At 59.7% G+C, this 21247-nt stretch carries 22 protein-coding genes; 9 read left to right on the top strand and 13 right to left on the bottom strand.

The annotated features are described in order from the left end of the window. Positions 1 to 13: 13 nt before the first annotated feature. Positions 14 to 952, bottom strand: a complete 939-nt coding sequence (ribF, locus tag L6D81_RS22845) for a bifunctional riboflavin kinase/FAD synthetase (RefSeq protein WP_007959537.1) — start codon at positions 950 to 952, stop codon at positions 14 to 16. Between the two features lie 129 nt (positions 953 to 1081). After that, a complete protein-coding gene (gene murJ, locus L6D81_RS22840) occupies positions 1082 to 2620 on the bottom strand; it encodes a murein biosynthesis integral membrane protein MurJ (protein WP_236182028.1) in 1539 nt (512 codons plus the stop codon). A gap of 252 nt (positions 2621 to 2872) precedes the next feature. On the opposite strand from murJ, the gene rpsT reads away from it, so the two are divergent. Beyond that, positions 2873 to 3145: a 30S ribosomal protein S20 gene (rpsT, locus tag L6D81_RS22835; RefSeq protein WP_003228351.1), complete on the top strand. Its 273-nt coding sequence runs from the start codon at positions 2873 to 2875 to the stop codon at positions 3143 to 3145. Between the two features lie 110 nt (positions 3146 to 3255). Here rpsT and L6D81_RS22830 read toward each other — a convergent pair whose 3' ends face one another. The 5 genes from L6D81_RS22830 to rplU all read right to left on the bottom strand — a co-directional run bounded on the left by L6D81_RS22830 (position 3256) and on the right by rplU (position 7009). Further along, on the bottom strand, positions 3256 to 3720 hold the full coding sequence (locus L6D81_RS22830) for a CreA family protein (protein ID WP_085747711.1): 465 nt from the start codon (positions 3718 to 3720) through the stop codon (positions 3256 to 3258). Positions 3721 to 3731: 11 nt separating this feature from the next. After that, the gene (gene proB, locus L6D81_RS22825; protein ID WP_236182083.1) at positions 3732 to 4850 is read right to left on the bottom strand and encodes a glutamate 5-kinase; all 1119 of its coding nucleotides are present in this window, start codon (positions 4848 to 4850) and stop codon (positions 3732 to 3734) included. 137 nt (positions 4851 to 4987) lie between these two features. Continuing rightward, entirely contained in the window at positions 4988 to 6211 is a 1224-nt protein-coding gene (cgtA, locus tag L6D81_RS22820; RefSeq protein WP_039771717.1) for an Obg family GTPase CgtA, read from the bottom strand. 193 nt (positions 6212 to 6404) lie between these two features. Next, on the bottom strand, positions 6405 to 6662 hold the full coding sequence (rpmA, locus tag L6D81_RS22815) for a 50S ribosomal protein L27 (RefSeq protein WP_003228360.1): 258 nt from the start codon (positions 6660 to 6662) through the stop codon (positions 6405 to 6407). Positions 6663 to 6697: 35 nt separating this feature from the next. After that, positions 6698 to 7009 (bottom strand): 50S ribosomal protein L21, encoded by a 312-nt coding sequence (gene rplU / locus L6D81_RS22810; RefSeq protein WP_003228361.1) that lies wholly within the window; start codon positions 7007 to 7009, stop codon positions 6698 to 6700. Positions 7010 to 7250: 241 nt separating this feature from the next. Here rplU and L6D81_RS22805 point away from each other — a divergent pair, with 241 nt between their 5' ends. The 3 genes from L6D81_RS22805 (at position 7251) to L6D81_RS22795 (ending at position 9149) form a co-directional block, all read left to right on the top strand. Next, a complete protein-coding gene (locus L6D81_RS22805; RefSeq protein ID WP_007950962.1) occupies positions 7251 to 8219 on the top strand; it encodes a polyprenyl synthetase family protein in 969 nt (322 codons plus the stop codon). Positions 8220 to 8342: 123 nt separating this feature from the next. Then, positions 8343 to 8684 (top strand): zinc ribbon domain-containing protein YjdM, encoded by a 342-nt coding sequence (locus tag L6D81_RS22800; protein ID WP_236182027.1) that lies wholly within the window; start codon positions 8343 to 8345, stop codon positions 8682 to 8684. A 207-nt stretch (positions 8685 to 8891) separates the two neighbouring features. Continuing rightward, positions 8892 to 9149 carry a PA4570 family protein gene (locus L6D81_RS22795; protein ID WP_007950964.1) on the top strand — a complete coding sequence of 86 codons (258 nt, stop codon included), beginning with the start codon at positions 8892 to 8894 and terminating at the stop codon, positions 9147 to 9149. A gap of 49 nt (positions 9150 to 9198) precedes the next feature. Here the strand turns inward: L6D81_RS22795 and L6D81_RS22790 are convergent, their stop codons facing one another. From L6D81_RS22790 to L6D81_RS22780, 3 genes are all read right to left on the bottom strand, one after another. Then, on the bottom strand, positions 9199 to 9816 hold the full coding sequence (locus tag L6D81_RS22790) for a BamJ family beta-barrel-assembly machinery protein (RefSeq protein ID WP_236182026.1): 618 nt from the start codon (positions 9814 to 9816) through the stop codon (positions 9199 to 9201). 126 nt (positions 9817 to 9942) lie between these two features. Beyond that, positions 9943 to 10248: a DUF6482 family protein gene (locus L6D81_RS22785; protein ID WP_236182025.1), complete on the bottom strand. Its 306-nt coding sequence runs from the start codon at positions 10246 to 10248 to the stop codon at positions 9943 to 9945. 135 nt (positions 10249 to 10383) lie between these two features. Next, positions 10384 to 10872, bottom strand: a complete 489-nt coding sequence (locus L6D81_RS22780) for a TIGR00645 family protein (protein ID WP_007950967.1) — start codon at positions 10870 to 10872, stop codon at positions 10384 to 10386. A 162-nt stretch (positions 10873 to 11034) separates the two neighbouring features. Here L6D81_RS22780 and L6D81_RS22775 point away from each other — a divergent pair, with 162 nt between their 5' ends. After that, on the top strand, positions 11035 to 12864 hold the full coding sequence (locus L6D81_RS22775) for a hypothetical protein (RefSeq protein ID WP_236182024.1): 1830 nt from the start codon (positions 11035 to 11037) through the stop codon (positions 12862 to 12864). Between the two features lie 19 nt (positions 12865 to 12883). On the opposite strand, the gene L6D81_RS22770 is transcribed toward L6D81_RS22775, so the two are convergent. Beyond that, complete coding sequence (locus L6D81_RS22770; RefSeq protein WP_007950969.1) at positions 12884 to 13213, bottom strand: PA4575 family protein; 330 nt, start codon at positions 13211 to 13213, stop codon at positions 12884 to 12886. 243 nt (positions 13214 to 13456) lie between these two features. After that, on the bottom strand, positions 13457 to 15895 hold the full coding sequence (locus tag L6D81_RS22765; RefSeq protein ID WP_236182023.1) for a Lon protease family protein: 2439 nt from the start codon (positions 15893 to 15895) through the stop codon (positions 13457 to 13459). A gap of 301 nt (positions 15896 to 16196) precedes the next feature. Between L6D81_RS22765 and L6D81_RS22760 the strand changes: the two genes are divergently transcribed. The 4 genes from L6D81_RS22760 to L6D81_RS22745 all read left to right on the top strand — a co-directional run bounded on the left by L6D81_RS22760 (position 16197) and on the right by L6D81_RS22745 (position 19637). Further along, the gene (locus L6D81_RS22760; RefSeq protein WP_007950971.1) at positions 16197 to 16685 is read left to right on the top strand and encodes a DUF3015 domain-containing protein; all 489 of its coding nucleotides are present in this window, start codon (positions 16197 to 16199) and stop codon (positions 16683 to 16685) included. A gap of 92 nt (positions 16686 to 16777) precedes the next feature. Then, on the top strand, positions 16778 to 18631 hold the full coding sequence (locus L6D81_RS22755; protein WP_236182022.1) for an Lnb N-terminal periplasmic domain-containing protein: 1854 nt from the start codon (positions 16778 to 16780) through the stop codon (positions 18629 to 18631). Positions 18632 to 18715: 84 nt separating this feature from the next. After that, positions 18716 to 19072, top strand: a complete 357-nt coding sequence (locus tag L6D81_RS22750; RefSeq protein ID WP_236182021.1) for a hypothetical protein — start codon at positions 18716 to 18718, stop codon at positions 19070 to 19072. Between the two features lie 70 nt (positions 19073 to 19142). Continuing rightward, on the top strand, positions 19143 to 19637 hold the full coding sequence (locus L6D81_RS22745; RefSeq protein WP_236182020.1) for a GreA/GreB family elongation factor: 495 nt from the start codon (positions 19143 to 19145) through the stop codon (positions 19635 to 19637). Here the strand turns inward: L6D81_RS22745 and gdhA are convergent. Further along, positions 19634 to 20971: an NADP-specific glutamate dehydrogenase gene (gene gdhA / locus L6D81_RS22740; RefSeq protein WP_236182019.1), complete on the bottom strand. Its 1338-nt coding sequence runs from the start codon at positions 20969 to 20971 to the stop codon at positions 19634 to 19636. The genes L6D81_RS22745 and gdhA overlap by 4 nt on opposite strands. Positions 20972 to 21247: the final 276 nt, after the last annotated feature.

The following is a 21247-nucleotide window of genomic DNA, read 5'->3' as shown; positions in this document are numbered from 1 at the left end:
TTAAGGCTCTTCATTAGCGATGGGCGCTAGGTGCGGCTAGTGCACGGGCGGCGGCGACATCCGCGCTGATCGCCGTTTTCAATGCCTCCAGGGAGGCGAAACGCTGCTCTTCACGCAGCTTCTGGTGGAAAACCACCGTCAAACGCCGGTCATACAGATCGCCGGCAAAATCTAAAAGATGGACTTCAAGGTGGGCCTTGCCATCACCTTGGACCGTGGGCCGCACGCCGATATTGGCGACGCCGGGCCAGGTCTTGCCGTCGATATCGACGTCGACCAGATAAACCCCGGTGAACGGTACGCGACGGCGCTTCAATTGAATGTTCGCCGTGGGCGTACCCAGTTGGCGGGCCAGTTTCTGGCCATGCAGCACACGCCCGGCAATTCGGTACGGGCGACCGAGCAAACGTTCGGCCAAAGCAAAATCGGCGGCGGCCAACGCGTTGCGCACCTGGGTGCTGCTGACACGAATGCCGTCCAGCTCGACGGTTTGCGCCGCTTCCACGGTAAAACCGTGAACCTGCCCGGCCTGCAACAGGAAATCGAAATCGCCGAGACGGTCGCAACCGAAGCGGAAATCGTCACCGACCTCCAGATGCTGCACACCGAGGCCATCAACCAGGATGGTATCGACGAATTCGCTGGCGCTCAGCTTGCTCAAGCGCTGGTTGAACGCCAGACACAAGACCCGGTCGACGCCTTCGGCGGCCAGCAGTTGCAGCTTGTCGCGCAACCGGGCCAGACGCGCCGGCGCGGTCTCCGGGGCAAAGAACTCCCGTGGCTGCGGCTCGAAAATCACCACGCAGCTGGGTACGCCCAACTCGAGCGCACGCTCACGCAGTCGGGCCAGGATGGCCTGGTGACCACGGTGAACACCGTCAAAGTTGCCAATAGTGGCGACGCAGCCCCGATGCTGGGGGCGCAGATTGTGGAGGCCTCGAACCAGCTGCATAACGCGCTTCTTGCTCATAAAGTGGCCGATTATAACCACACCCGACGGCCGACGACAGGCAACACCGTAACCCAAAATAAACCAGCCGACAAAACTGCCGGCTCGCGCCCGTGTTTCAAGGGTGGAACCTCAGCTCAACGCCTTGCGATTGAAGTCGCGCAGACGGAAACCGAGCAGCAGCAACATACCGAAATAAGCGACGACACCAGCAATTACCAATGCGCCCAGGCGCAGGAAACGCTCAAGCATGTGGCCCTGATCCCACGCGGGCATGAAATGCATGCCGATCAACAGCACCGCCGACATCACCGCCACCGCGACCAACAGCTTGAAACCGAACTTCAGCCAGCCAGGCTGCGGTTGATACATCTGCTGCTTGCGCAGTTGATAGAACAGCAATCCGGCGTTCAGGCAAGCACCGGCGCTGATCGCCAGTGCCAGACCGGCGTGCGCCAGCGGGCCGATCAACACCAGGTTGAACAGCTGAGTAACCACCAGAGTGAAAATTGCAATTTTTACTGGAGTACGAATGTTCTGTTGCGCATAAAAGCCCGGCGCCAGCACTTTGATCACGATAATGCCGAGCAGACCGACAGAATAGGCAATCAACGCCCGCTGGGTCATCTCCGCGTCAAACCCGCTGAACTGACCGTACTGGAACAGCGAAACCGTCAGAGGCTCAGCCAGAATCCCCAGCGCCAGCGCGCACGGCAGCACCAGCACGAAGCACAGGCGCAGGCCCCAGTCGAGAATCCGTGAATATTCGTGTCGATCCTTGCTGGCGTAGGTCTTGGCCAGCGTCGGCAGCAGGATCGTACCCAGCGCGACGCCGAGCACACCGGACGGCAGCTCCATCAAACGGTCGGCGTAGTACATCCACGACACCGAGCCCGCCACCAGGAACGAGGCGAAAATAGTGTTGATGATCAGGGAAATCTGGCTGACCGAGACGCCGATGATCGCCGGCAGCATCTGCTTCATGACTCGCCAGACACCGGTATCGCGCAGATTCAGGCGCGGCAGCACCAGCATGCCGATCTTCTTCAGGTGTGGCAGTTGATAGAGCAACTGGGCGAGGCCACCGACCAGCACCGCCCAACCGAGGGCCATGACCGGCGGATCGAAGTACGGCGTCAGGAACAGCGAAAACACGATCATGCTGACGTTGAGCAGGGTCGGCACGAACGCCGGAACCGAGAAACGGTTCCAGGTATTGAGGATTGCTCCCGCCAGCGAAGACAGAGAGATCAGCAATATATAAGGAAAGGTCACTCGCAGCAGGTCGGAGGTCAGCTGGAATTTTTCCGGCGTATCGGTGAAACCCGGCGCCGTGGCCCAGATCACCCAGGGCGCGGCAATCATGCCCAGCGCGGTGACCAGTGCCAGCACCAGCGTCAGCAGACCGGAAACGTAGGCAATAAAGGTGCGGGTCGCCTCTTCGCCCTTCTGGCTTTTATATTCGGCCAGGATCGGCACAAAAGCCTGGGAAAACGCGCCCTCGGCAAAAATCCTGCGCAGCAGGTTGGGCAGCTTGAAGGCGATGAAGAAGGCGTCGGTTGCCATTCCGGCGCCGAAGATACGGGCAATGAGCGTGTCGCGAACAAACCCGAGAATCCGGGAAAGCATCGTGATAGAGCTGACGGCGGCCAACGATTTGAGCAGATTCATTGAAGGAATGTGTGCCTGTCGATAAACAGCAGGCGAATAACGCGCCCACTTGTGCGATACTCCGCGCCGCAACAGCACAGAGCCAAAGCTCGCGAGTTTACAGGTCACACGCCGGAAAGAAATATCCCGTCGCACCACACCTACCACTTAGCGGAACGTTTCAAGCGCCCTTGACAAGACTTCAACTCATCGGCATGATTCGCGGCCTATTTTGTTTGCTATTTCCTAAAAAGTCTTTCGAGGAGCTCGACGGTGGCCAACTCACCTTCCGCCAAAAAACGTGCAAAACAGGCTGAGAAGCGTCGCAGCCACAACGCCAGCCTGCGTTCCATGGTTCGTACCTACATCAAGAATGTAGTTAAAGCCATCGACGCAAAAGACGCTGAAAAAGCTCAAGCTGCATACGTTCTGGCTGTGCCAGTTATCGACCGTATGGCCGATAAAGGCATCATCCACAAGAACAAGGCTGCTCGTCATAAGAGCCGTCTGAATGGCCACGTCAAGGCACTGAAAGAAGCTGCCTAAGCGACGTAGTCATTAAAAAACCGACCTCAGGGTCGGTTTTTTATTGCCTGCGATTTGCTGAACTCAGGGCAAAAACAGAGGAGCCAGCCGGCTCCCCTTCTTACACGCGATCAACGAGCCGATGCCCAAGGCAGAATCGGAATCGCCGTCACCGCATTCTGCGGACTGCCTTCGATCAGGCGATCACTGTAGACCAGATACACCAGCGTATTGCGCTTCTTGTCCAGGAAGCGCACCACCTGCATGGTCTTGAACACCAGCGAAGTGCGCTCCTTGAACACCTCTTCACCATCCTTCAACTCGCCCTTGAAGTTGATCGGCCCAACCTGACGGCAAGCAATGGACGCCTCGGCACGATCCTCGGCCAGACCCAGCCCACCCTTCACACCACCGGTCTTGGCGCGCGACAGATAGCAGGTCACACCCTCGACCTTCGGATCATCGAATGCCTCGACCACGATCCGGTCGTTCGGCCCGACAAACTTGAACACCGTCGACACCTGGCCGATCTCCTCGGCCGAGGCCAGCAATGGCAACGCCATCAACAAGCCCAACAATCCTTTTGCCATGCGCATCGCGTTTTTCCTTACACCAGAATCAGATTGTCACGGTGAACCAGTTCCGGCTCAGCCATGTAACCCAGCAAACCGACAATCGCATCCGACGACTGACCGATGATTTTTTGTGCTTCCAGCGCGCTGTAGTTAGCCAGGCCACGGGCAATCTCACGACCGTCCGGTGCCACGCACACCACCATTTCGCCACGACGGAAACTGCCCTGAACCAGTTTGACGCCGACCGGCAGCAGGCTTTTGTTGCCCTGGGACAACGCAGAAACCGCGCCATCATCCAGCACCAGCGTGCCACGGGTTTGCAGATGCCCGGCCAGCCACTGCTTGCGCGCCGCGAGCATGCCGCGCTCAGGCGACAGCAGCGTACCAATGCGCTCACCCGCCTTCAGACGATCAAGCACGCGCTCCAGACGCCCACCGACAATGATGGTGTGCGCCCCGGAACGCGCCGCCAGACGCGCCGCGCGCAACTTGGTCTGCATGCCGCCACGCCCCAGCGCACCGCCGGTGCCGCCCGCCACTGCATCCAGTGTCGGATCATCGGCGCGCGCTTCGTAAATCAGCTGCGCGCCAGGGTTATTGCGCGGATCGGCATCGAACATGCCGTCGCGATCCGTCAGGATCACCAGCAGATCGGCCTCGACCAGGTTGGCCACCAGCGCCGCGAGCGTGTCATTGTCGCCGAAGCGGATTTCGTCAGTGACGACGGTGTCGTTCTCGTTGATCACCGGGATAACTTTCAGTTCGACCAGCGCACGCAAGGTGCTGCGAGCGTTCAGGTAGCGCTTGCGGTCGGACAGGTCGTCATGGGTCAGGAGAATCTGCGCCGTGTGCCGACCATGCTCGGCAAAGCTCGACTCCCAGGCTTGCACCAGGCCCATCTGACCGATTGCAGCGGCAGCCTGAAGCTCATGCATCGCACTGGGTCGCGCGGTCCAGCCCAGGCGACTCATGCCCGCCGCCACTGCCCCGGAGGACACCAGCACCAGCTCGACGCCAGCCTCATGCAAAGCCACCATCTGCTCGACCCAGACACTCATTGCCGCGCGATCCAGCCCTTTGCCATCCGCCGTCAGCAAAGCGCTGCCGATCTTCACGACCCAACGCTGCGCACCTGTCACCTTGCTCCGCATCATCTTCAACCTTAGCTTGAGGGCAGCGCGACCTGGCACCGCCCGTGACGTTATTCGTGGTTCTTCGCGACCAACAATCGATTTCCAGATACTAAAACGCCGCTCGATTGAGCGGCGCTTAAGTTTACTGCAACGAATCAGTCACGCACGTAAATGATTTCCGGACCGTCTTCGTCATCCACATCTTCTTCGTCCCAGTCATCGTCACCGATGTCGTGAACCGACTTCACACCACTGCGACGCAGGGCACGCTTGTCATCCAGCGCCTGCAACTGCGCACGAGCTTCGTCTTCGATGCGCTGATCGAGATCGGCCAGTTCTTCCTTGTAGGCCGGATCATTGGCCAGGCGATCGGCACGATCTTCCAGATAACGCATGATGTCGCGCGTCAGGCGCTCGGTGCCTTCTTTAGCGATGGCCGAGATCACGTAGACCGGACCAGTCCACTCCAGACGATCAACGATTTCCTTGACCCGCGCCTCGTGCTCTTCTTCGAGGATCTGGTCGCACTTGTTCAGCACCAGCCAGCGATCACGCTCGGCCAGCGACGGGCTGAACTTGATCAGCTCGTTGACGATCACCTCAGCGGCGTCCGGCGCGCTGCTTTCATCCAGCGGCGCCATGTCGACGAGGTGCAGCAGCAGGCGAGTACGCGCCAGGTGCTTGAGGAAACGAATACCCAGACCGGCACCGTCGGAAGCACCTTCGATCAGACCCGGAATGTCGGCGATGACGAAGCTTTTCCAGCGATCGACACTGACCACACCCAGGTTAGGCACCAGGGTGGTGAACGGGTAATCGGCAACTTTCGGCTTGGCAGCCGACACCGAACGGATAAAGGTACTTTTACCGGCGTTCGGCAGGCCCAGCAGACCGACGTCGGCCAGCACTTTCATTTCCAGCTTCAGGTCGCGCTGCTCGCCCGGCTTGCCCGGCGTGGTCTGGCGCGGCGCACGGTTGGTACTGGATTTGAAACGGGTGTTGCCCAGACCGTGCCAGCCGCCCTGCACCACCATCAGTTTCTGACCGGCCTTGGTCAGGTCGCCGATGACTTCCTGGGTGGCAGAGTCAATCACGGTGGTGCCAACCGGCACGCGCAGGATCAGGTCTTCACCCTTCTTGCCGGTGCAGTCGGTGCTGCCGCCGTTGGAACCACGCTCGGCATCGAAGTGCCGGGTGTAGCGGTAGTCCACCAGGGTGTTGAGGTTTTCGTCGGCCATCATGTAGATGGAACCGCCATCACCGCCATCACCACCGTTCGGACCGCCGTTTTCAATGAATTTTTCGCGACGAAAACTCATGCAGCCATTGCCGCCGTCGCCAGCCTTTACGCGGATCGATACTTCATCAACAAACTTCATAACCAACGCCTCTCGCCGTACGGACGAGCCGAAAAACAATCAAGACATAAGACTCTTGCAAAAATGAGCGCAGCGACCCCAATCCACGACCTGCATCGCACGCCGGCAGCCCATACAAACAGCTTTGCAAGAGACTCACCCCACAAACGAAAAAGCCCCGTCGCAAGACAGGGCTTCTCCAGCACTCTCGCAGTTAGGCTGCGACAACGCTCACGTAACGACGACCGAAGGCGCCTTTTACTTCAAACTTGATCACGCCTTCGATTTTCGCGAAGAGGGTGTGATCCTTACCCATGCCAACGCCGTAGCCAGCGTGGAATTGGGTGCCGCGCTGACGCACGATGATGTTGCCGGCCTTGATGACCTGGCCGCCATACATCTTCACGCCAAGGCGTTTGGCTTCTGAGTCGCGACCGTTACGGGTACTACCACCAGCTTTTTTGTGTGCCATGAGTTCAATTCTCCTAGTGAGGAATTAGGCTGTAATTAAGCCTGAATACCGGTGATTTTGATCTCGGTGAACCACTGGCGGTGGCCCATACGCTTCATGTGGTGCTTACGGCGACGGAACTTGATGATGCGGACTTTATCGTGACGACCTTGGGAGATCACTTCAGCCTTGACGGTTGCGCCAGCAACAACAGGTGCGCCGATGTTCACGTCGTCGCCGTTGGCGACCAACAGAACGCGGTCAAAAGTCACGGATTCGCCAGTGGCGACTTCCAGTTTTTCGATCTTCAGGTATTCACCTTCAGCGACCTTGTATTGCTTACCGCCGGTAACGATTACTGCGTACATGGTATTTCTCCGATAATCCTGCTCACCCAGCTCTTTATAAGAAGAGGTATTGGCTGGCATGGCTGCATGGGGCTGGAACGGCCCAAGTGCAATTGCGTAAGGCAGGTGCTGCCCAGGAAGTTCAGGGTGCGCGATTGTACGCAAGCCTTCGAAGTCATGCAAGGGGCCGTCCATCGCGCCTTGACAGGCCCGGACGTGGGTCCTAGCATGCCGCGCAACCCTTCTGGAGCACCTGTCGCTGATGCAACCCCAAGCTTTCTACCGCGCGGTGGCGGACGATTTTAGCGCCGTCGACGGCATCATCAAGAAGCAGCTGACTTCCCGAGTGCCGCTGGTATCGAAAATCGGCGATTACATCACGTCCGCCGGCGGTAAACGCCTGCGTCCTTTATTGGTGCTGCTGTGTGGCAAGGCCCTGGGTCGCGAAGGCGACGACATGCGCTTGCTGGCCGCCACCATCGAATTCCTGCACACCGCCACCCTGCTGCATGACGACGTGGTCGACATGTCCGGCATGCGCCGCGGCCGTTCGACCGCCAACGCCATGTGGGGCAACGCCCCGAGCGTACTGGTCGGCGACTTCCTGTACTCGCGCTCGTTCGAGATGATGGTCGAACTGGGCTCGATGCCGGTGATGAAGATTCTGTCCCAGGCCACGCGCATCATCGCCGAAGGCGAAGTGCTGCAGCTGTCCAAGGTCCGCGACGCCAGCACCACCGAAGAAACCTACATGGAAGTCATCCGCGGCAAGACCGCGATGCTGTTCGAGGCTTCGACCCACAGCGCCGCGGCGCTGGCCGGTGCCACCGCCGAGCAGAGCGAAGCCCTGCGCACCTTTGGCGATCACCTGGGTGTGGCGTTCCAGCTGGTCGACGACCTGCTCGACTACAAGGGCGACGCCGAAACCCTGGGCAAGAACGTCGGTGACGATCTGGCCGAAGGCAAGCCGACCCTGCCGCTGATCTACACCATGCGCGAAGGCACGCCAGAGCAGGCCGCACTGGTACGCCAGGCGATCCAGAAAGGCGGGATCGAAGACCTGGAAAGCATCCGCATCGCCGTGGAAGCCTCCGGTTCGCTGGAATACACCGCGCAACTGGCCCGCGATTATGTGGCCCGTGCGATCAAGTGCCTTGACGCGCTGCCGGCCAGCGAATACCGCGATGCACTGGTTGAGCTGAGCGAGTTCGCGGTCGCCCGCACGCACTGATCAGCATCGCGTCAGCAAAAACCGCAGCCTCCGTGGAGCCTGCGGTTTTTTGTTGCCTGCCATCAACGGCTAAAACCCTATACAATGTGCGACTTTTAGCGATCCCCTCTCCAAGGAGCCTTAGTGAGCACGTTGCCACCCTGCCCGAAATGCAATTCCGAATACACCTACGAAGACGGCACCCAACTGGTGTGCCCCGAGTGCGCCCACGAGTGGTCCGCCGGCGGTGAAGCCGAAGTGACAGCCGATGATGCCGTGAAAAAGGATTCGGTCGGTAACGTCCTGCAGGACGGCGACACCATCACCGTGATCAAGGACCTGAAGGTCAAGGGCACCTCGCTGGTGGTCAAGGTCGGCACCAAGGTCAAGAACATCCGCCTGTGCGATGGCGATCACGACATCGACTGCAAGATCGACGGCATCGGCCCGATGAAACTCAAATCCGAGTTCGTCAGAAAAGTCTGAGTCTGCTGTCTTCCATCCCGCGCCTGCCGTGGGATGGAACCTCCCCCTCTCCCGCAATCCCCAGCCAATCCACGCGATAGCCAAACGCCAGCCGTTTTGACCTTACGCAATCTTTACCCGCAAAAAATCACAAACCGCCAATAGGCGCTTGCTATTTGACGAATAAGAATTATTCTCATTGAAACCCTTTCAATGGAGATGAGAACCATGACTTATTTGATCGACGCCTGGCTGGATCGCCCGCACCCGTACCTCAGGATCCTGCATCGGGAAACCGGTGAAGTCTGCGCCGTACTGGAAGAAGAAGCCCTGCACGAGTTGCAGGATCAAGGGGATCTGGACGTCAGCGGCCTGAGTTCCAGCGAGCCCTTGGTGCTCAAGGAGCTGGTGCGCAATCTGTTCCTGTTCTGCTATGCCCGAGCCTTGCGCCCGACCAGTGAACTGCACAACAAGATCGAAGTATGAGAAAGACTGAGAGACCCTGCACAAGCCACGCTTGTGCAGGGTAACGGGATTACAGAACGTCGAGCAGCTCGACGTCGAACACCAGAACGCTGTGCGGCGGGATGCTGCCAACGCCTTGAGCGCCGTAGGCCAGTTCGCTCGGCACGTACAGACGCCATTTGCTGCCGGCATTCATCAGTTGCAGGGCTTCGGTCCAGCCCGCGATAACGCCACCGACCGGGAATTCAGCCGGCTGGCCACGCTCGTAGGAGCTGTCGAACACAGTGCCGTCGATCAGGGTGCCGTGGTAGTGAGTACGCACGGTGTCTTCACGGGATGGCTTGGCGCCTTCACCTTGAGTCAGCACTTCGAACTGCAGGCCGGAAGCCAGAGTCGTGATGCCTTCTTTCTTGGCGTTTTCAGCCAGGAATGCCCGGCCTTCGCCAGCGGCGGCTTCAGCCTTGGCAGCGGCTTCGGCTTGCATGATCTCGCGGATCACCTTGAAGCTGGCGGACATGGCGTCCTGGCTTACACGGCTTTCCTTGCCGGCGAATGCGTCGGTCAGACCGGCCAGGATGGCGTCCAGGCTGACACCCGGTGGCGGGTTGTCGCGCAGCTGGTCACCCAGCTGACGGCCGATACCGTAGCTGACGCGGGTTTCGTCGGTGGACAGATTTACTTCGGACATGACACTGCTCCGCTGTGCGGACGGCCTCGGAACACGCCGTGCGTACACAGCGCGTCCCGGCGCGCCCGGAACCAAAAGGGCGAGCAGACTAGCACAGATGTTCCGGCAATGATCAGGCCCCGGGGCCTACAGTGCGGATCGCCAGGCCAGCGGCACCTTCAGGCTTTCTTCGGCACTGGCGCCAAGACCGCACATTTCATCGTGCACCGAGGTGTGCACCAGGTTGAACGGCAGCACCGGAAAGTTATGCAGCAGATCCCGGGCATGCTCGACCGAACGCAGTGTCAGCATTTTTCCCTGCGCATCGCTCAGCGGGTACGCCGCACCATGCATCCGGGCTTCGAGCAGATAGATTCCGCCTTCCATGGAGATCAGGTTCAGTTCGTCGACTTTTCTGGCGACGGCAAACGCATTCAGCTCTTGCAGGTTCATGAACGCACCTCACGCGGTGGCAAGCCTTGAGACCTACAGGGATATGCCTCGGCCGGACAAAGTACAAGCCACAAACGACACCGCCCGTCTGTTTCGCAACAGACGGGCGGTTTTGTTACTGCAATCGTCAGCTCATCAGTGCTTGGTGAGCTTGTCCAGATACCCCATGGCGAACGCAGAGATCACGAAAGTCATGTGGATGATCACGTACCACATCAGGTGCTCGGGATCGACGTTCTTGGCGTCCATGAAGATCCGCAGCAGGTGGATCGAGGAGATCGCCACGATCGATGCCGCCACTTTCATCTTCAGCGACGAGGAGTCCATGGTGCCCAGCCAGCTGAGCTTCTCCTTGCCTTCATCGATGTTCAGCTCGGACACGAAGTTCTCGTAGCCGGAAATCATCACCATCACCAGCAAGCCACCGACCAGCGCCATGTCGATCAGCGACAGCAGCACCAGAATCAGCTCGGACTCGGCCATGGAGAAGACATTGGGAATGACATGAAACACTTCCTGGAAGAATTTCAATGCCAGCGCCAGCAGCCCCAGGGACAGCCCGATGTAGATCGGCGCCAGCAGCCAGCGCGTGGCGTACATTGCATTTTCGATAAAGCGTTCCATTGACTCTCACACAAGAAGGGTTGAAATCGGCGGCGAGTATACCAGCCGCCCATGACAGCCAGAAACCGCCCGGAAATCCGCTACCTGCGTGTGTGTGTCAAAGTTTTTCTGCTAGTGTCCAAACCATTGACAGCCCAGCGACAGTGCACAGGACGACTGGAAATGGATGTGCGATTGCCGATAACGACTGCCGGAATTTGCCTCGCCCTGTTGCTCGGCGGGTGTCCGCCCGGCGATGAAAAACCCGCCGTCAGTCTCGAAGAAAAGACGGCGCAGTTCGAGCAATCACTGGACGCCATTACCGACCCGAAACTCAAGGACGCCGTGACCGAACTCGGCGGTTCGTTGCTATTGCTCGAACGCGCGCAACAGAAGCTCGACAACAAACCGCCCCGGACCGAATACGGCGAAGACGCCCTCGGCGTACTCCGGCATTACCCGACACCTCAGGCGCTGGTCGACACCTTCATCAACGGCCTGTTTGTGCTGCACAAGGATTCCAGCTCCGATTACCTCACCGATCTGCAACCGGTGTTCCCCTTCAATCTCAACATCCCCGGCGGCTTTCTGTTCCCCCATGGCATGGAGTGGCACTCGGTTACCCTGAGCAACAAACGGGTGATTGCCTACCAGCCGGAATGGTCGGAAACCGATCCGGGCATTCAACTGAGCCCGTCCAGTTCCAACGTCACCAACCCCGATGACCTGACCGTCACTTACCCGTTCATCGAGGGCTTGAATGTCGACAAGAAGAACCTGCCGCGCCCGGTCAGCCTGCAAGGCCAGGTGGAAGTCATCGCACCGAAACGCCTGCACAGTTTCAACCTGGATAAAAAGGACGTCGGCCAGACCCGCTCCGACGGCAACCTCAGCGTGACCCTGCTGAAGCTGGACAAGCATTACGCCGAACTCGAGTTCAGCAACCAGTTGCCCCTCGCTCCGGAAGTCGCCAACACCCGGCTCAATCCGTTGATCGTCCAGGCCCGCGATTCGACGGGCCGGTTTCTGGTGCGCGCCGGCGCCATCAACGAAAACCCCGAGCAGGTGGCCTTCTATCAAAAGCAGCTGGCCTACCTGCAACAGCAAAAAGCCTGGAGCGAGGCACTGGAAAAAAAGCTGGACGATGAACAACAGGCCTTTGAACAGCAGCATCCGCGCCACTACACCAAGGTGTACTTCAACGGCCCGATCGACACCCTTGAAGTCAGCCTGCTGGATTTTTCCGAAGTGACCGTCACCCGCAAGGCGCTGGACTTGCCGGTGCGCGAATTCAATCCACACACCACGGAAAAAACCGTGCAGCCGCTCGACCTGCCGATCACCGTCTACGATGACCAGGCACGCGACTGGCTCAAGGGCGCGTCCCTGACTGAAGAACAGCTCAAAAGCGGCGTTCATATCCGCCAGTCGGTTGAAGAGCCGAGCGCCGCACGCATCGAATTCGACCACCGCAGAACCTTCAATGATGAAATGCTCGGCGACGACTTCAGCCCCGGCGAAAGCCCGGTGACGTTCTTCACTGAAAAACACGACGGCAAACTCGACGAGCCGATCGAGCTGCCGCCCGAGGCGTATCAGGTCGATCCGCTACAGGCGACCATCACCTACGACCTGAACCTGTTCCCGGAAACCCCGGCGATTGCCGTCGGCTCGATGCCGTTGTTCCTGGCCACGGTGGACAAACAGGCCTATGAAGCCAAGGCCCTGCCAAAAGGTCTGGACATCAGAAACAACGCGCTCGTGGTGGACTTGAAGCGATTCCCCGCCAACGAATGGCGATTCTTCGTCAAGGACGACAGCGGCAATTACCTGAAGCGAATCCTGTCGGTCAGCCACGATGCGAGCACAGAAGGGCCGGCATTATTCGGCGTGCATTATTTCTACGGCCATCCGACGCACGTGGAAACCTACCAGCGAACCGACCTCGCCACCGTGCAATACGGCTTTGAGGTCAAACTCGACAAGCCGCAGACCCAGGGCGCTGCGCCCTGATCGGCACTGGTGATCGACGCTAATGGTCGAAAGTGCCGATACTGCGTCCGCGTCCACCGTTGATCTGCCGCAACTGCGCCTGCAGATGCAACGACCAGATCTGTGGGTCATTGGCCAGCTCATAGCCGTGCATCGTCAGGCTTTCGACAATGGTGTCGAGAATCGACTCGGCGGCGATCGGCCCGTGAAACGGGCCCTGGGCCTTGATGGCGGAAGGTTGTTCACCGGCCATGCCGGCGGCGAAGAGCAACGTCCACATGCCGTTATCGCCGGCCAACGGCTTGATGGCGCATTCGATACGGGTCACAAGACCCAGGCATTGACGGGTGAGGCAGAGGTTGCGCGACATGGCGGCGACCCTCGGTAAAGCCGGTGTTCAGCCCTTGCTGAAGAGCTGTTTCGATCCAGTGATACTGTCGATGTCCTTGAGCAGAGAATAGAAGAAAAGTCCGGTGCGCAAGCCGCACAGAACCAGAAGGCGCCGAATGGTCATTGTGTGAATATTGACGCCAGAGTGATGGCACTTTTGCCGACGTTCGCGACAAAACAAAATGGGAGCACAAGGCTCCCACTTTTTTAACGGCCGCCTGACTTACGCCGGTTTGGCCTCGGCCAGCGCCTCCTGCGCCAGTTCCTTCTCGGCTTCTTTCAAGTCTTCTTCGCTGATCATCTCGGCAATCACCCGCAGGCGCTCCACCACCCGCGCATTGACGCTGCCTTCCGGGAATTCGCCCTGTTCGTTCGGCTCACCGGCCGGCTCGCCCACCAGCAGACTCAACGCTTCGTCGGCCTGACGCACCGCGTAGACGTGGAACTGCCCGGCCCGCACCGCCGCCAGCACTTTTTCATCAAGCATCAGCGTGGCAACGTTGGCCTGCGGGATGATCGCGCCCTGCTCGCCCGTCAGCCCGCGTGCTTCGCAGAGACGGAAGAAGCCTTCGATCTTCTCGTTGACCCCGCCCACCGCCTGCACTTCACCGAACTGGTTGATCGAGCCGGTGATCGCGAAGCACTGCTTGAGCGGGGTTTTCGACAACGCCGAGATCAGCGTGCACGCCTCGCCCAGCGACGCACTGTCGCCATCGACGTAGCCGTAGGACTGCTCCAGCGCAATGCTCGCGGAAATCGCCAGCGGAAATTCCTGGGCGTAACGGCTGCCCAGATACCCGGTAAGGATCATCACGCCCTTGGAGTGGATCGGCTGACCGAGGTTGACCTCGCGCTCGATGTCGACGATGCCGCTGCCGCCCGGGTACACCGTGGCGGAAATCCGCGCCGGCACACCAAACGCCGAGTCGCCGACTTCCAGCACGGTCAGGCCATTGCACTTGCCGACCGCCGCGCCGTCGGTGTCGATCAGGATGATCCCCGCCAGCATGTCGTCGAGAATCCGCGCCGATACCCGACCGGTGCGGGTGGCCTTGGCCTTCAGGGCACGCTCGATGTGGCCGGCGTCGGTCATTTCATCGTTGGCCAGCTGCCGGATGAAATCCGCCTCGCTGACCAGCTGGAACAAATCGCCGATTCGTGCCGACAAACGCCCCTGATGTTCGGCCAGACGCGCGCTGTAGGTCGCCAGACGCGCCACCGCGTCGGCGGTCAGCGGCGCCATGCCTTCTTCCGAAGTGCGGGTTTTCAGCAACTGGGCGAACTGCTCCAGGCTCTCGTCGACCATCGGGATGTCTTCGTCGAAGTCCACCAGAACGCGGAACATCTCCTGAAAGTCCGGATCGAGGTCCTGCAGCGTGTAATACAGCTGACGCGCACCGATGATGATCACTTTGACCTGCAGCGGAATGTGCTGCGGGTTGAGCGTCATGGTGGCGAAACGGCCCATCTCGCCCAGCGGCGATTCCATCTTCAGCTTGCGCGATTGCAGGGCGCGCTTGAGCGCATCCCATACGAACGGCTCGCCGAGCATTTTTTCCGCTTCGAGAATCAGGAAACCGCCGTTTGCGCGGTGCAGTGCACCCGGGCGCAACTGGCGATAGGTGGTGTAGAGCGCGCCCTGATCGGTGGTGTACTCGATACGGCCGAACAGGTTTTCGTAGGTCGGATGCGGCTCGAACACCACCGGCGCACCGCCGCTGGCCGGATGACCGACCACCAGGCTCGGGGCGTACTGTTCTTCCAGCAGCTTGCGCGCGACGGCGTCGGTCTTGCTGTCGTCGACCAGTTGCTCGACCACGGTTTTCAGCAGATAGACCTGCATCGCTTGCAGGTAACCGCAGACGGCCGCGTTTTCCGCGTACTTTTCCGACAGCGGTGCGAGCAATGGCTGCAAGGCCAGGGTGATGGTTTCTTCGTTGAGCTGACGCAGTTGGTTGCTCGATTCGCGCTTCCATTGCGGCAGGCTCGCCAATTCTTCGTTCAGGCGTTCTTCGAGACCGGAGATATCGTCGTGAAAGCGTTCGCGCTCGGCTTCAGGCAACTGGGCAAACTCGGCTTCATCCAGCGCCTTGCCTTCGAGCATCGGGGTGAAGGCGATGTTGCTGCTGTCGCGATACAGGGCGACGTCTTTTTCCAGGGCCAGACGTTCGATGACATCCAGTGCCTTGTCGTAGCGCTGGTTGAAGGCGCGGTCGATGGCGCTCTTCTTCTGCTGGTAGGACGGGTGTTCGAACACCGCAGGAAAGGTCGCCAGCAGGTTGTCGATCAGGCCGTTGATGTCGCCGATGAAAGCACCGGCCGTGCCCGACGGCAATTCCAGGGCGCGGGGCTCGCGCGGTTCATCGAAATTGTTGACGTAGACCCAGTCCGCCGGGGTCTGCAGGCGTTTGCCTTCGGCCTTCAGGTAGCGTTTGACGAACGAGAACCGGCCGGTGCCGGGCTCGCCCATGACGAATACGTTGTAACCGGGGCGTGGCATGGCCACACCGAACTGCAAGGCTTCGACCGCACGTTCCTGGCCAAGCACACCGCGAAAGGTCTCCAGATCATTGGTGGTAGTGAAGCTGAACTGTTCAGCGGAAAACGGACGGGTCAGCGCTTCGGGCGCTAGACGCAAGCTGGCAGCAACAGGATCAGGCATCGGGCTTCCTTAACAATCAGGCGGGGCAGATAGCGGCATTCTGGCGCTGCCCGAGCCCCACTGGCAAGGCGCGCCACACGACAAAGCATAGACAACCGGCCAACCTTGACCCAGCCCCAGTGAAACCGGGGTTATCACCAAATCTTTCGTAAAAAATCACGGAACCCCGGGAACGTGCCTAAACTCCAAACTGCGCGGCTGGAACTAATACCGGCCCACTGGCTTCGTTTTGATCTGTTTCGTACAGAGCTCGGGGGGCCAGAACCCTGTCCATTGGTATGCACATAAAGAGAACAAAGCTATGAAACGGATTCTTCTCGGTACTCTCTTCACCGCTGTATCGATCAACGCAATGGCGCAAGCTCCAGGCGGTCCGGATTGCGGTTGGGGCAACATGCTGTTCGAAGGTCAGCGTGGCACCCCGGCGCACTTCCTGGCCTCCACCACCAACGGCACCTCCGGTAACGCCACGTTCGGCATGACGTCCGGCACCAACGGTTGCTCCACCAACGCTTCGCTGACCTATGGCGGCAAATCCTGGTTTGCCATGAATGGCATGATGAACGAGCTGTCCGAAGACATGGCAAAAGGCAACGGCGAAGCGCTGACGACCTATGCCGTGGTATTGGGCGTGGCGCCGGAAGATCGTGCGCACTTCGCCGCCGTCACTCACGAGCACTTCCAGCAGATCTTCAGCAAGGCGGACGTGACCGCCGAAGACGTGCATACCAACACCCTGGCCGTTCTGAAGGCAGACCCACGTCTGGCCAAGTACGCGACTCAGGCTTAAGCTCGACTCACCCGCTTCTTTCGGGAAGCGGGTTTTATTTTTTCGGCCCGCCCTTCCTGGGCTTTGTTTCTTTTCGACTTAAGTTGCCATTTATGCTCAAACGCCTTGCCTGGCTGGCGCTGTGTGTCTGCGCCCCGCTGTCCGCCGCGCCCCACATCGACCCTCAACGTTTGCAGCAACTGGCCAACGACCGCTTCTGGATTTCCCTCGGTCATTACGAAACTGCCAAGCTCGGTGGCTGGCGCAGCTATGTCAGCGACAAAAAATTCTTCCTCGCCCCCGATGGCAACGAGCACCCCGACCACGAACTGGCCGCTACCGTCCAGGCGCTGTACGCCCCGGCGAGTCTCGGTGAACAACACGCCCAGTGCGTTTACCCGGCACGTACCCGTTGGCTGAAGGATCAGCTCAACCTGACTGACCTGCCGACGCCGGACTGCGCCGAATTCAAGAAATGGTTCAAGGACGTCTCACCACACAGCGCAGTGATGATTTTCCCGGCGGCCTACCTCAACAGCCCGTCGTCGATGTTCGGCCACACCCTGCTGCGCATCGACCAGGCCGACGTGCAAAGCGACAAGACTTCGCTGCTCAGTTACGCGATCAACTTCGGCGCCTACATCGAAGGTTCTGACAACAGCATTCTTTACGCCTGGAAAGGCTTGATGGGTGGTTATCCGGGGCTGTTCGCGCTGGTGCCGTATCAGGAAAAACTCTCGGAATACCGCAGCCTGGAAAACCGCGACCTGTGGGAATACCGGCTCAACCTGACGCAAGCCGAAACCGCGCGGATGGTCGAGCACGTATGGGAGTTGAAGCAGATCCAGTTCGACTATTTCTTCTTCGATGAAAACTGCTCCTATCGCCTGCTCGAACTGTTGCAGGTCGCGCGCCCGAGCCTGCGTCTGACCGAGCAATTCCCGCTGACCGCCATCCCCACCGACACCGTCAAAGCAGTGAAGGAAGCCGGGCTGGTCGAGCACATCGAATACCGTCCGTCCCGCGAGCGCGAACTGCTCAGCCGTGCCGAACCCTTGAGCGGCGAAGAACAGGACTGGGTGCTGAAGGTCAGCGCCGATCAGCAGCAGCTTCAGGCCCCGGCCTTCAAGGCCCTGCCCCGGGATCGCCAAGCGCTGATCGTCGACGCGGCATATCGCCTGGAGCGCTACCGCGCCAACGGCCAGGAGCGTGATCCACAGCGTGCACAGCGCAGTTTCGAACTGCTGCGGGCGATCAACAAAAACCCGGCACCGGAGCTGCAAATCCCGCAGCCGGGCCTGCCCGAAGACGGCCATGAATCGCGCACCTGGCAGGCCGGTCTCGGCACGCGCGGTGACCGCGCGTTCGGCGAGTACGGCTTGCGCATGGCCTATCACGACCTCAACGACAACGCCGAGAGTTTCCCGCTCGGTGCGCAGATCGAAATCCTGCAGATGAAGTTGCGCCAGTACGAAGGCAATCACTGGCAATTCCAGCAGCTGGATCTGGCGACCATCCGCTCGCTGACCCCGCGCAATGCGCTGTTGCAGCCGCTGTCGTGGCAAGTCACCGGTGGTCTTGAACGTGTGCCGGGCCAGCATGACGACGAAACCCTGGTCAGCCATGTCAACGGTGGCGGTGGCGGAACCTGGGCGCTGGGTGACGATGTGCTGGGGTTTGCCCTCGGCACGGTGCGCGTTGAACACAACAATGATTTCGCCGAGTTCGTTTCCCCCGCAGGCGGTTTCAATACCGGCGTGTTGTGGAAAAACCCGTTGGGCAATCTCAGCCTGGAGGCCAAAGGCGATTACTTCTTCAATGGTGAAGTGCGCCGCAGCCTGAGTCTGAATCAGCAGTGGGAATTGTCGCGCAACCTCGGCCTGCGTCTGAGTGCCCAGCGCGAGTTCAGCCATCTGGCCACACCGCAGACCGAGGTGATGCTGGAAGTGAAGTGGTATCACTACTGAGGTTTTGATCTTTCTTTCACGCCCCATCGACGAATCCGCTTCTAGACTTTCCCTATCAGCCGTGTGACGGCGCGGGAGAGCGTGATGTGGCGGTGTGCGGTTTTTACGGGCGTGTTGCTGTTGCTGGGTGGCTGTCAGAGCACCCACGAAGACCTGATTGCCAAGGGTTATCCACCGGCGTTCGCCGACGGTTTCGATGACGGTTGCATCAGCGGTCGTCAGGCGGCCGGCTCAATCAGCGGCGACTTTCGCAAGAACGTGCCGCGCTATCTCAAGGACAAGCAATACGCCGAAGGCTGGAGCGACGGCTTCCGCCAATGTCAGGCGATGCTGGAAAACAAGGATCGCGAACAGTACCGCAACGAGCACTGGGACGAACGCGAGCGCGCCTGGCAGCAGGAGAAGGATCAGGGCGCCGCGCGGGCTTATCGTTCGCAGTAGGTCGCTTCCAGACATCCAGCGAAACCTTTTGCCTGCGAACATGGCCCAACGGCTATAACAGGAGCCCACCATGAGTCGCGCTTTCGTCAACGAAGACAACGCCGCTGCGCAAGCCGATCAGCCGGTCGAACGGCAGGTCAGCACCCAGCCCAACTACGTCACGCCGCAAGGGCTTGCCCAGTTGCAGGCGAAAGTCGCCGAGCTGCAAAGCCTGCACGCCGAGCAGTCGGCCAAGGGCGAACAGGCCGACAAGCAGCGGCTGGCCGATCTCGAACGGGATTTGCGGTATTTCAATCAACGGGTCGGCAGCGCTCAGGTCGCGCCAGGTCCGACTTCGACCGACAAGGTGCAGATCGGCAGTTGGGTAACCTACGCCGATGAACACGACACCGAGCGCCGGGTGCAACTGGTCGGCGAAGATCAGGCCGATGCCGCCAACGGCCTGATCAACTGGGCCTCACCGCTGGGCCGTGCGCTGCTTGGCGCGCGGCTCAACGACGAAGTGCTGTGGCAGCGTCCGGCCGGCGATCAACTGATTGAAGTGATCCGCATAGAACGTTCTTAAACAACGCCTTGGGCGAGCATCGCGTCGGCAACCTTGACGAAGCCGGCGATGTTCGCGCCTTTGACGTAGTTGATCCGGCCGTTTTCCTCTCCGTAATGCACGCAGGCGTGGTGGATCGACTGCATGATCCCGTGCAGCTTGCTGTCCACTTCACCGCTCGTCCACAACAGGCGCATGGCGTTCTGCGACATCTCCAGACCGCTGACCGCCACGCCGCCGGCATTCGAGGCCTTGCCCGGCGCAAACAGAATCCCGGCCTCGATAAAGATATCCACCGCCTCGAGGGTGGTCGGCATATTCGCGCCCTCGGCCACGCAGATGCAGCCGTTGCGCAGCAAGGTGCGGGCGGCTTCGGCGTCGAGTTCGTTCTGGGTGGCGCACGGCAGCGCGATGTCGCACGACAACGACCATGGCAATTGACCGGCGCGAAACTCCAGGCCGAACGTCGCCGCCAATTCGCGGATCCGTCCGCGCTTGACGTTTTTCAGTTCAAGCAGCGCCAGCCACTGCTCTTCGCTCAGGCCTGCCTCGCAATACAGCGTGCCTTCGGAGTCAGACAGGGAAATCACCTTGCCGCCCAGATCCATCACTTTGCGAGCGGCGTATTGCGCAACGTTGCCGGAACCGGAGATCGCCACGCGTTTGCCTTCGACGGTCTGCTCGCGGCGCTTGAGCATTTCCTCGGCGAAGTACACGCAACCGAAACCGGTGGCTTCCGGGCGGATCAGGCTGCCGCCGTAGGTCACGCCCTTGCCGGTCAGCACGCTGGTGAACTGGTTGCTCAGGCGCTTGTACTGGCCGAACAGGAAACCGATCTCCCGCGCGCCGACACCGATATCACCGGCCGGCACGTCCACATCGGCACCGATGTGCCGGTACAACTCGCTCATGAATGCCTGGCAGAAACGCATGACTTCAGCGTCGCTCCTGCCCTTCGGATCGAAGTCCGAACCGCCCTTGCCGCCGCCCATGGGCAGGGAGGTCAGGGAGTTCTTGAAGGTCTGTTCGAAGGCGAGGAATTTCAGCACGCCCATATTCACCGAAGGATGGAAGCGCAAACCGCCCTTGTATGGGCCGATGGCGCTGTTCATCTGGATGCGGAAACCGCGATTGACCTGAACCTTGCCCTGATCGTCGACCCACGACACCCGGAACACCACCGCCCGCTCCGGCTCGCAGATGCGCTCCAGAATCCCCGAGGTCAGATAGTGCGGATTGGCTTCGAGAAACGGCCACAGGCTGCGCAGGACTTCTTCGACGGCCTGGTGGAATTCGGGTTGATCCGGATCGCGTTTTTTCAGACGGGCGAGGAAGGATTCGACGGATTCGATCATGGGAAAAGGCTCGGCAAATTTGTTGTCGTTGGAGGAGATTGAGCCGGACTGTAACAAACGTCCTGTACACAGCAACAGACAAAAATGTCGCATTTATGAAAACAAATAGTACACACGCTATAAATCAGCCCGAATTGCAGGCAAAAAAAAGGTTCTTCACGGAATCCCGGGAAACATAGAAACAAGAACGCCGATTTGGTTGATGATGTTCGTGCGAGCAAACACATCTAACAAACCGGCGTTCTTATGCGCGATATTAATACTTTCCTTCCTTTT

Source organism: Pseudomonas sputi, from assembly GCF_021603585.1.
Classification (GTDB): domain Bacteria; phylum Pseudomonadota; class Gammaproteobacteria; order Pseudomonadales; family Pseudomonadaceae; genus Aquipseudomonas; species Aquipseudomonas sputi.
This window is presented reverse-complemented; position numbering and strand designations above follow the sequence as displayed.

Coding starts and splice junctions, on each gene's coding strand:
- ribF (WP_007959537.1), bottom strand. CDS start 952: ATGCAGCTGGTTCGAGGCCTCCACAATCTGCGCCCCCAGCATCGGGGC.
- murJ (WP_236182028.1), bottom strand. CDS start 2,620: ATGAATCTGCTCAAATCGTTGGCCGCCGTCAGCTCTATCACGATGCTT.
- L6D81_RS22830 (WP_085747711.1), bottom strand. CDS start 3,720: ATGCGCATGGCAAAAGGATTGTTGGGCTTGTTGATGGCGTTGCCATTG.
- proB (WP_236182083.1), bottom strand. CDS start 4,850: ATGCGGAGCAAGGTGACAGGTGCGCAGCGTTGGGTCGTGAAGATCGGC.
- cgtA (WP_039771717.1), bottom strand. CDS start 6,211: ATGAAGTTTGTTGATGAAGTATCGATCCGCGTAAAGGCTGGCGACGGC.
- rpmA (WP_003228360.1), bottom strand. CDS start 6,662: ATGGCACACAAAAAAGCTGGTGGTAGTACCCGTAACGGTCGCGACTCA.
- rplU (WP_003228361.1), bottom strand. CDS start 7,009: ATGTACGCAGTAATCGTTACCGGCGGTAAGCAATACAAGGTCGCTGAA.
- L6D81_RS22805 (WP_007950962.1), top strand. CDS start 7,251: ATGCAACCCCAAGCTTTCTACCGCGCGGTGGCGGACGATTTTAGCGCC.
- L6D81_RS22795 (WP_007950964.1), top strand. CDS start 8,892: ATGACTTATTTGATCGACGCCTGGCTGGATCGCCCGCACCCGTACCTC.
- L6D81_RS22790 (WP_236182026.1), bottom strand. CDS start 9,816: ATGTCCGAAGTAAATCTGTCCACCGACGAAACCCGCGTCAGCTACGGT.
- L6D81_RS22785 (WP_236182025.1), bottom strand. CDS start 10,248: ATGAACCTGCAAGAGCTGAATGCGTTTGCCGTCGCCAGAAAAGTCGAC.
- L6D81_RS22780 (WP_007950967.1), bottom strand. CDS start 10,872: ATGGAACGCTTTATCGAAAATGCAATGTACGCCACGCGCTGGCTGCTG.
- L6D81_RS22775 (WP_236182024.1), top strand. CDS start 11,035: ATGGATGTGCGATTGCCGATAACGACTGCCGGAATTTGCCTCGCCCTG.
- L6D81_RS22770 (WP_007950969.1), bottom strand. CDS start 13,213: ATGTCGCGCAACCTCTGCCTCACCCGTCAATGCCTGGGTCTTGTGACC.
- L6D81_RS22765 (WP_236182023.1), bottom strand. CDS start 15,895: ATGCCTGATCCTGTTGCTGCCAGCTTGCGTCTAGCGCCCGAAGCGCTG.
- L6D81_RS22760 (WP_007950971.1), top strand. CDS start 16,197: ATGAAACGGATTCTTCTCGGTACTCTCTTCACCGCTGTATCGATCAAC.
- L6D81_RS22755 (WP_236182022.1), top strand. CDS start 16,778: ATGCTCAAACGCCTTGCCTGGCTGGCGCTGTGTGTCTGCGCCCCGCTG.
- L6D81_RS22750 (WP_236182021.1), top strand. CDS start 18,716: ATGTGGCGGTGTGCGGTTTTTACGGGCGTGTTGCTGTTGCTGGGTGGC.
- L6D81_RS22745 (WP_236182020.1), top strand. CDS start 19,143: ATGAGTCGCGCTTTCGTCAACGAAGACAACGCCGCTGCGCAAGCCGAT.
- gdhA (WP_236182019.1), bottom strand. CDS start 20,971: ATGATCGAATCCGTCGAATCCTTCCTCGCCCGTCTGAAAAAACGCGAT.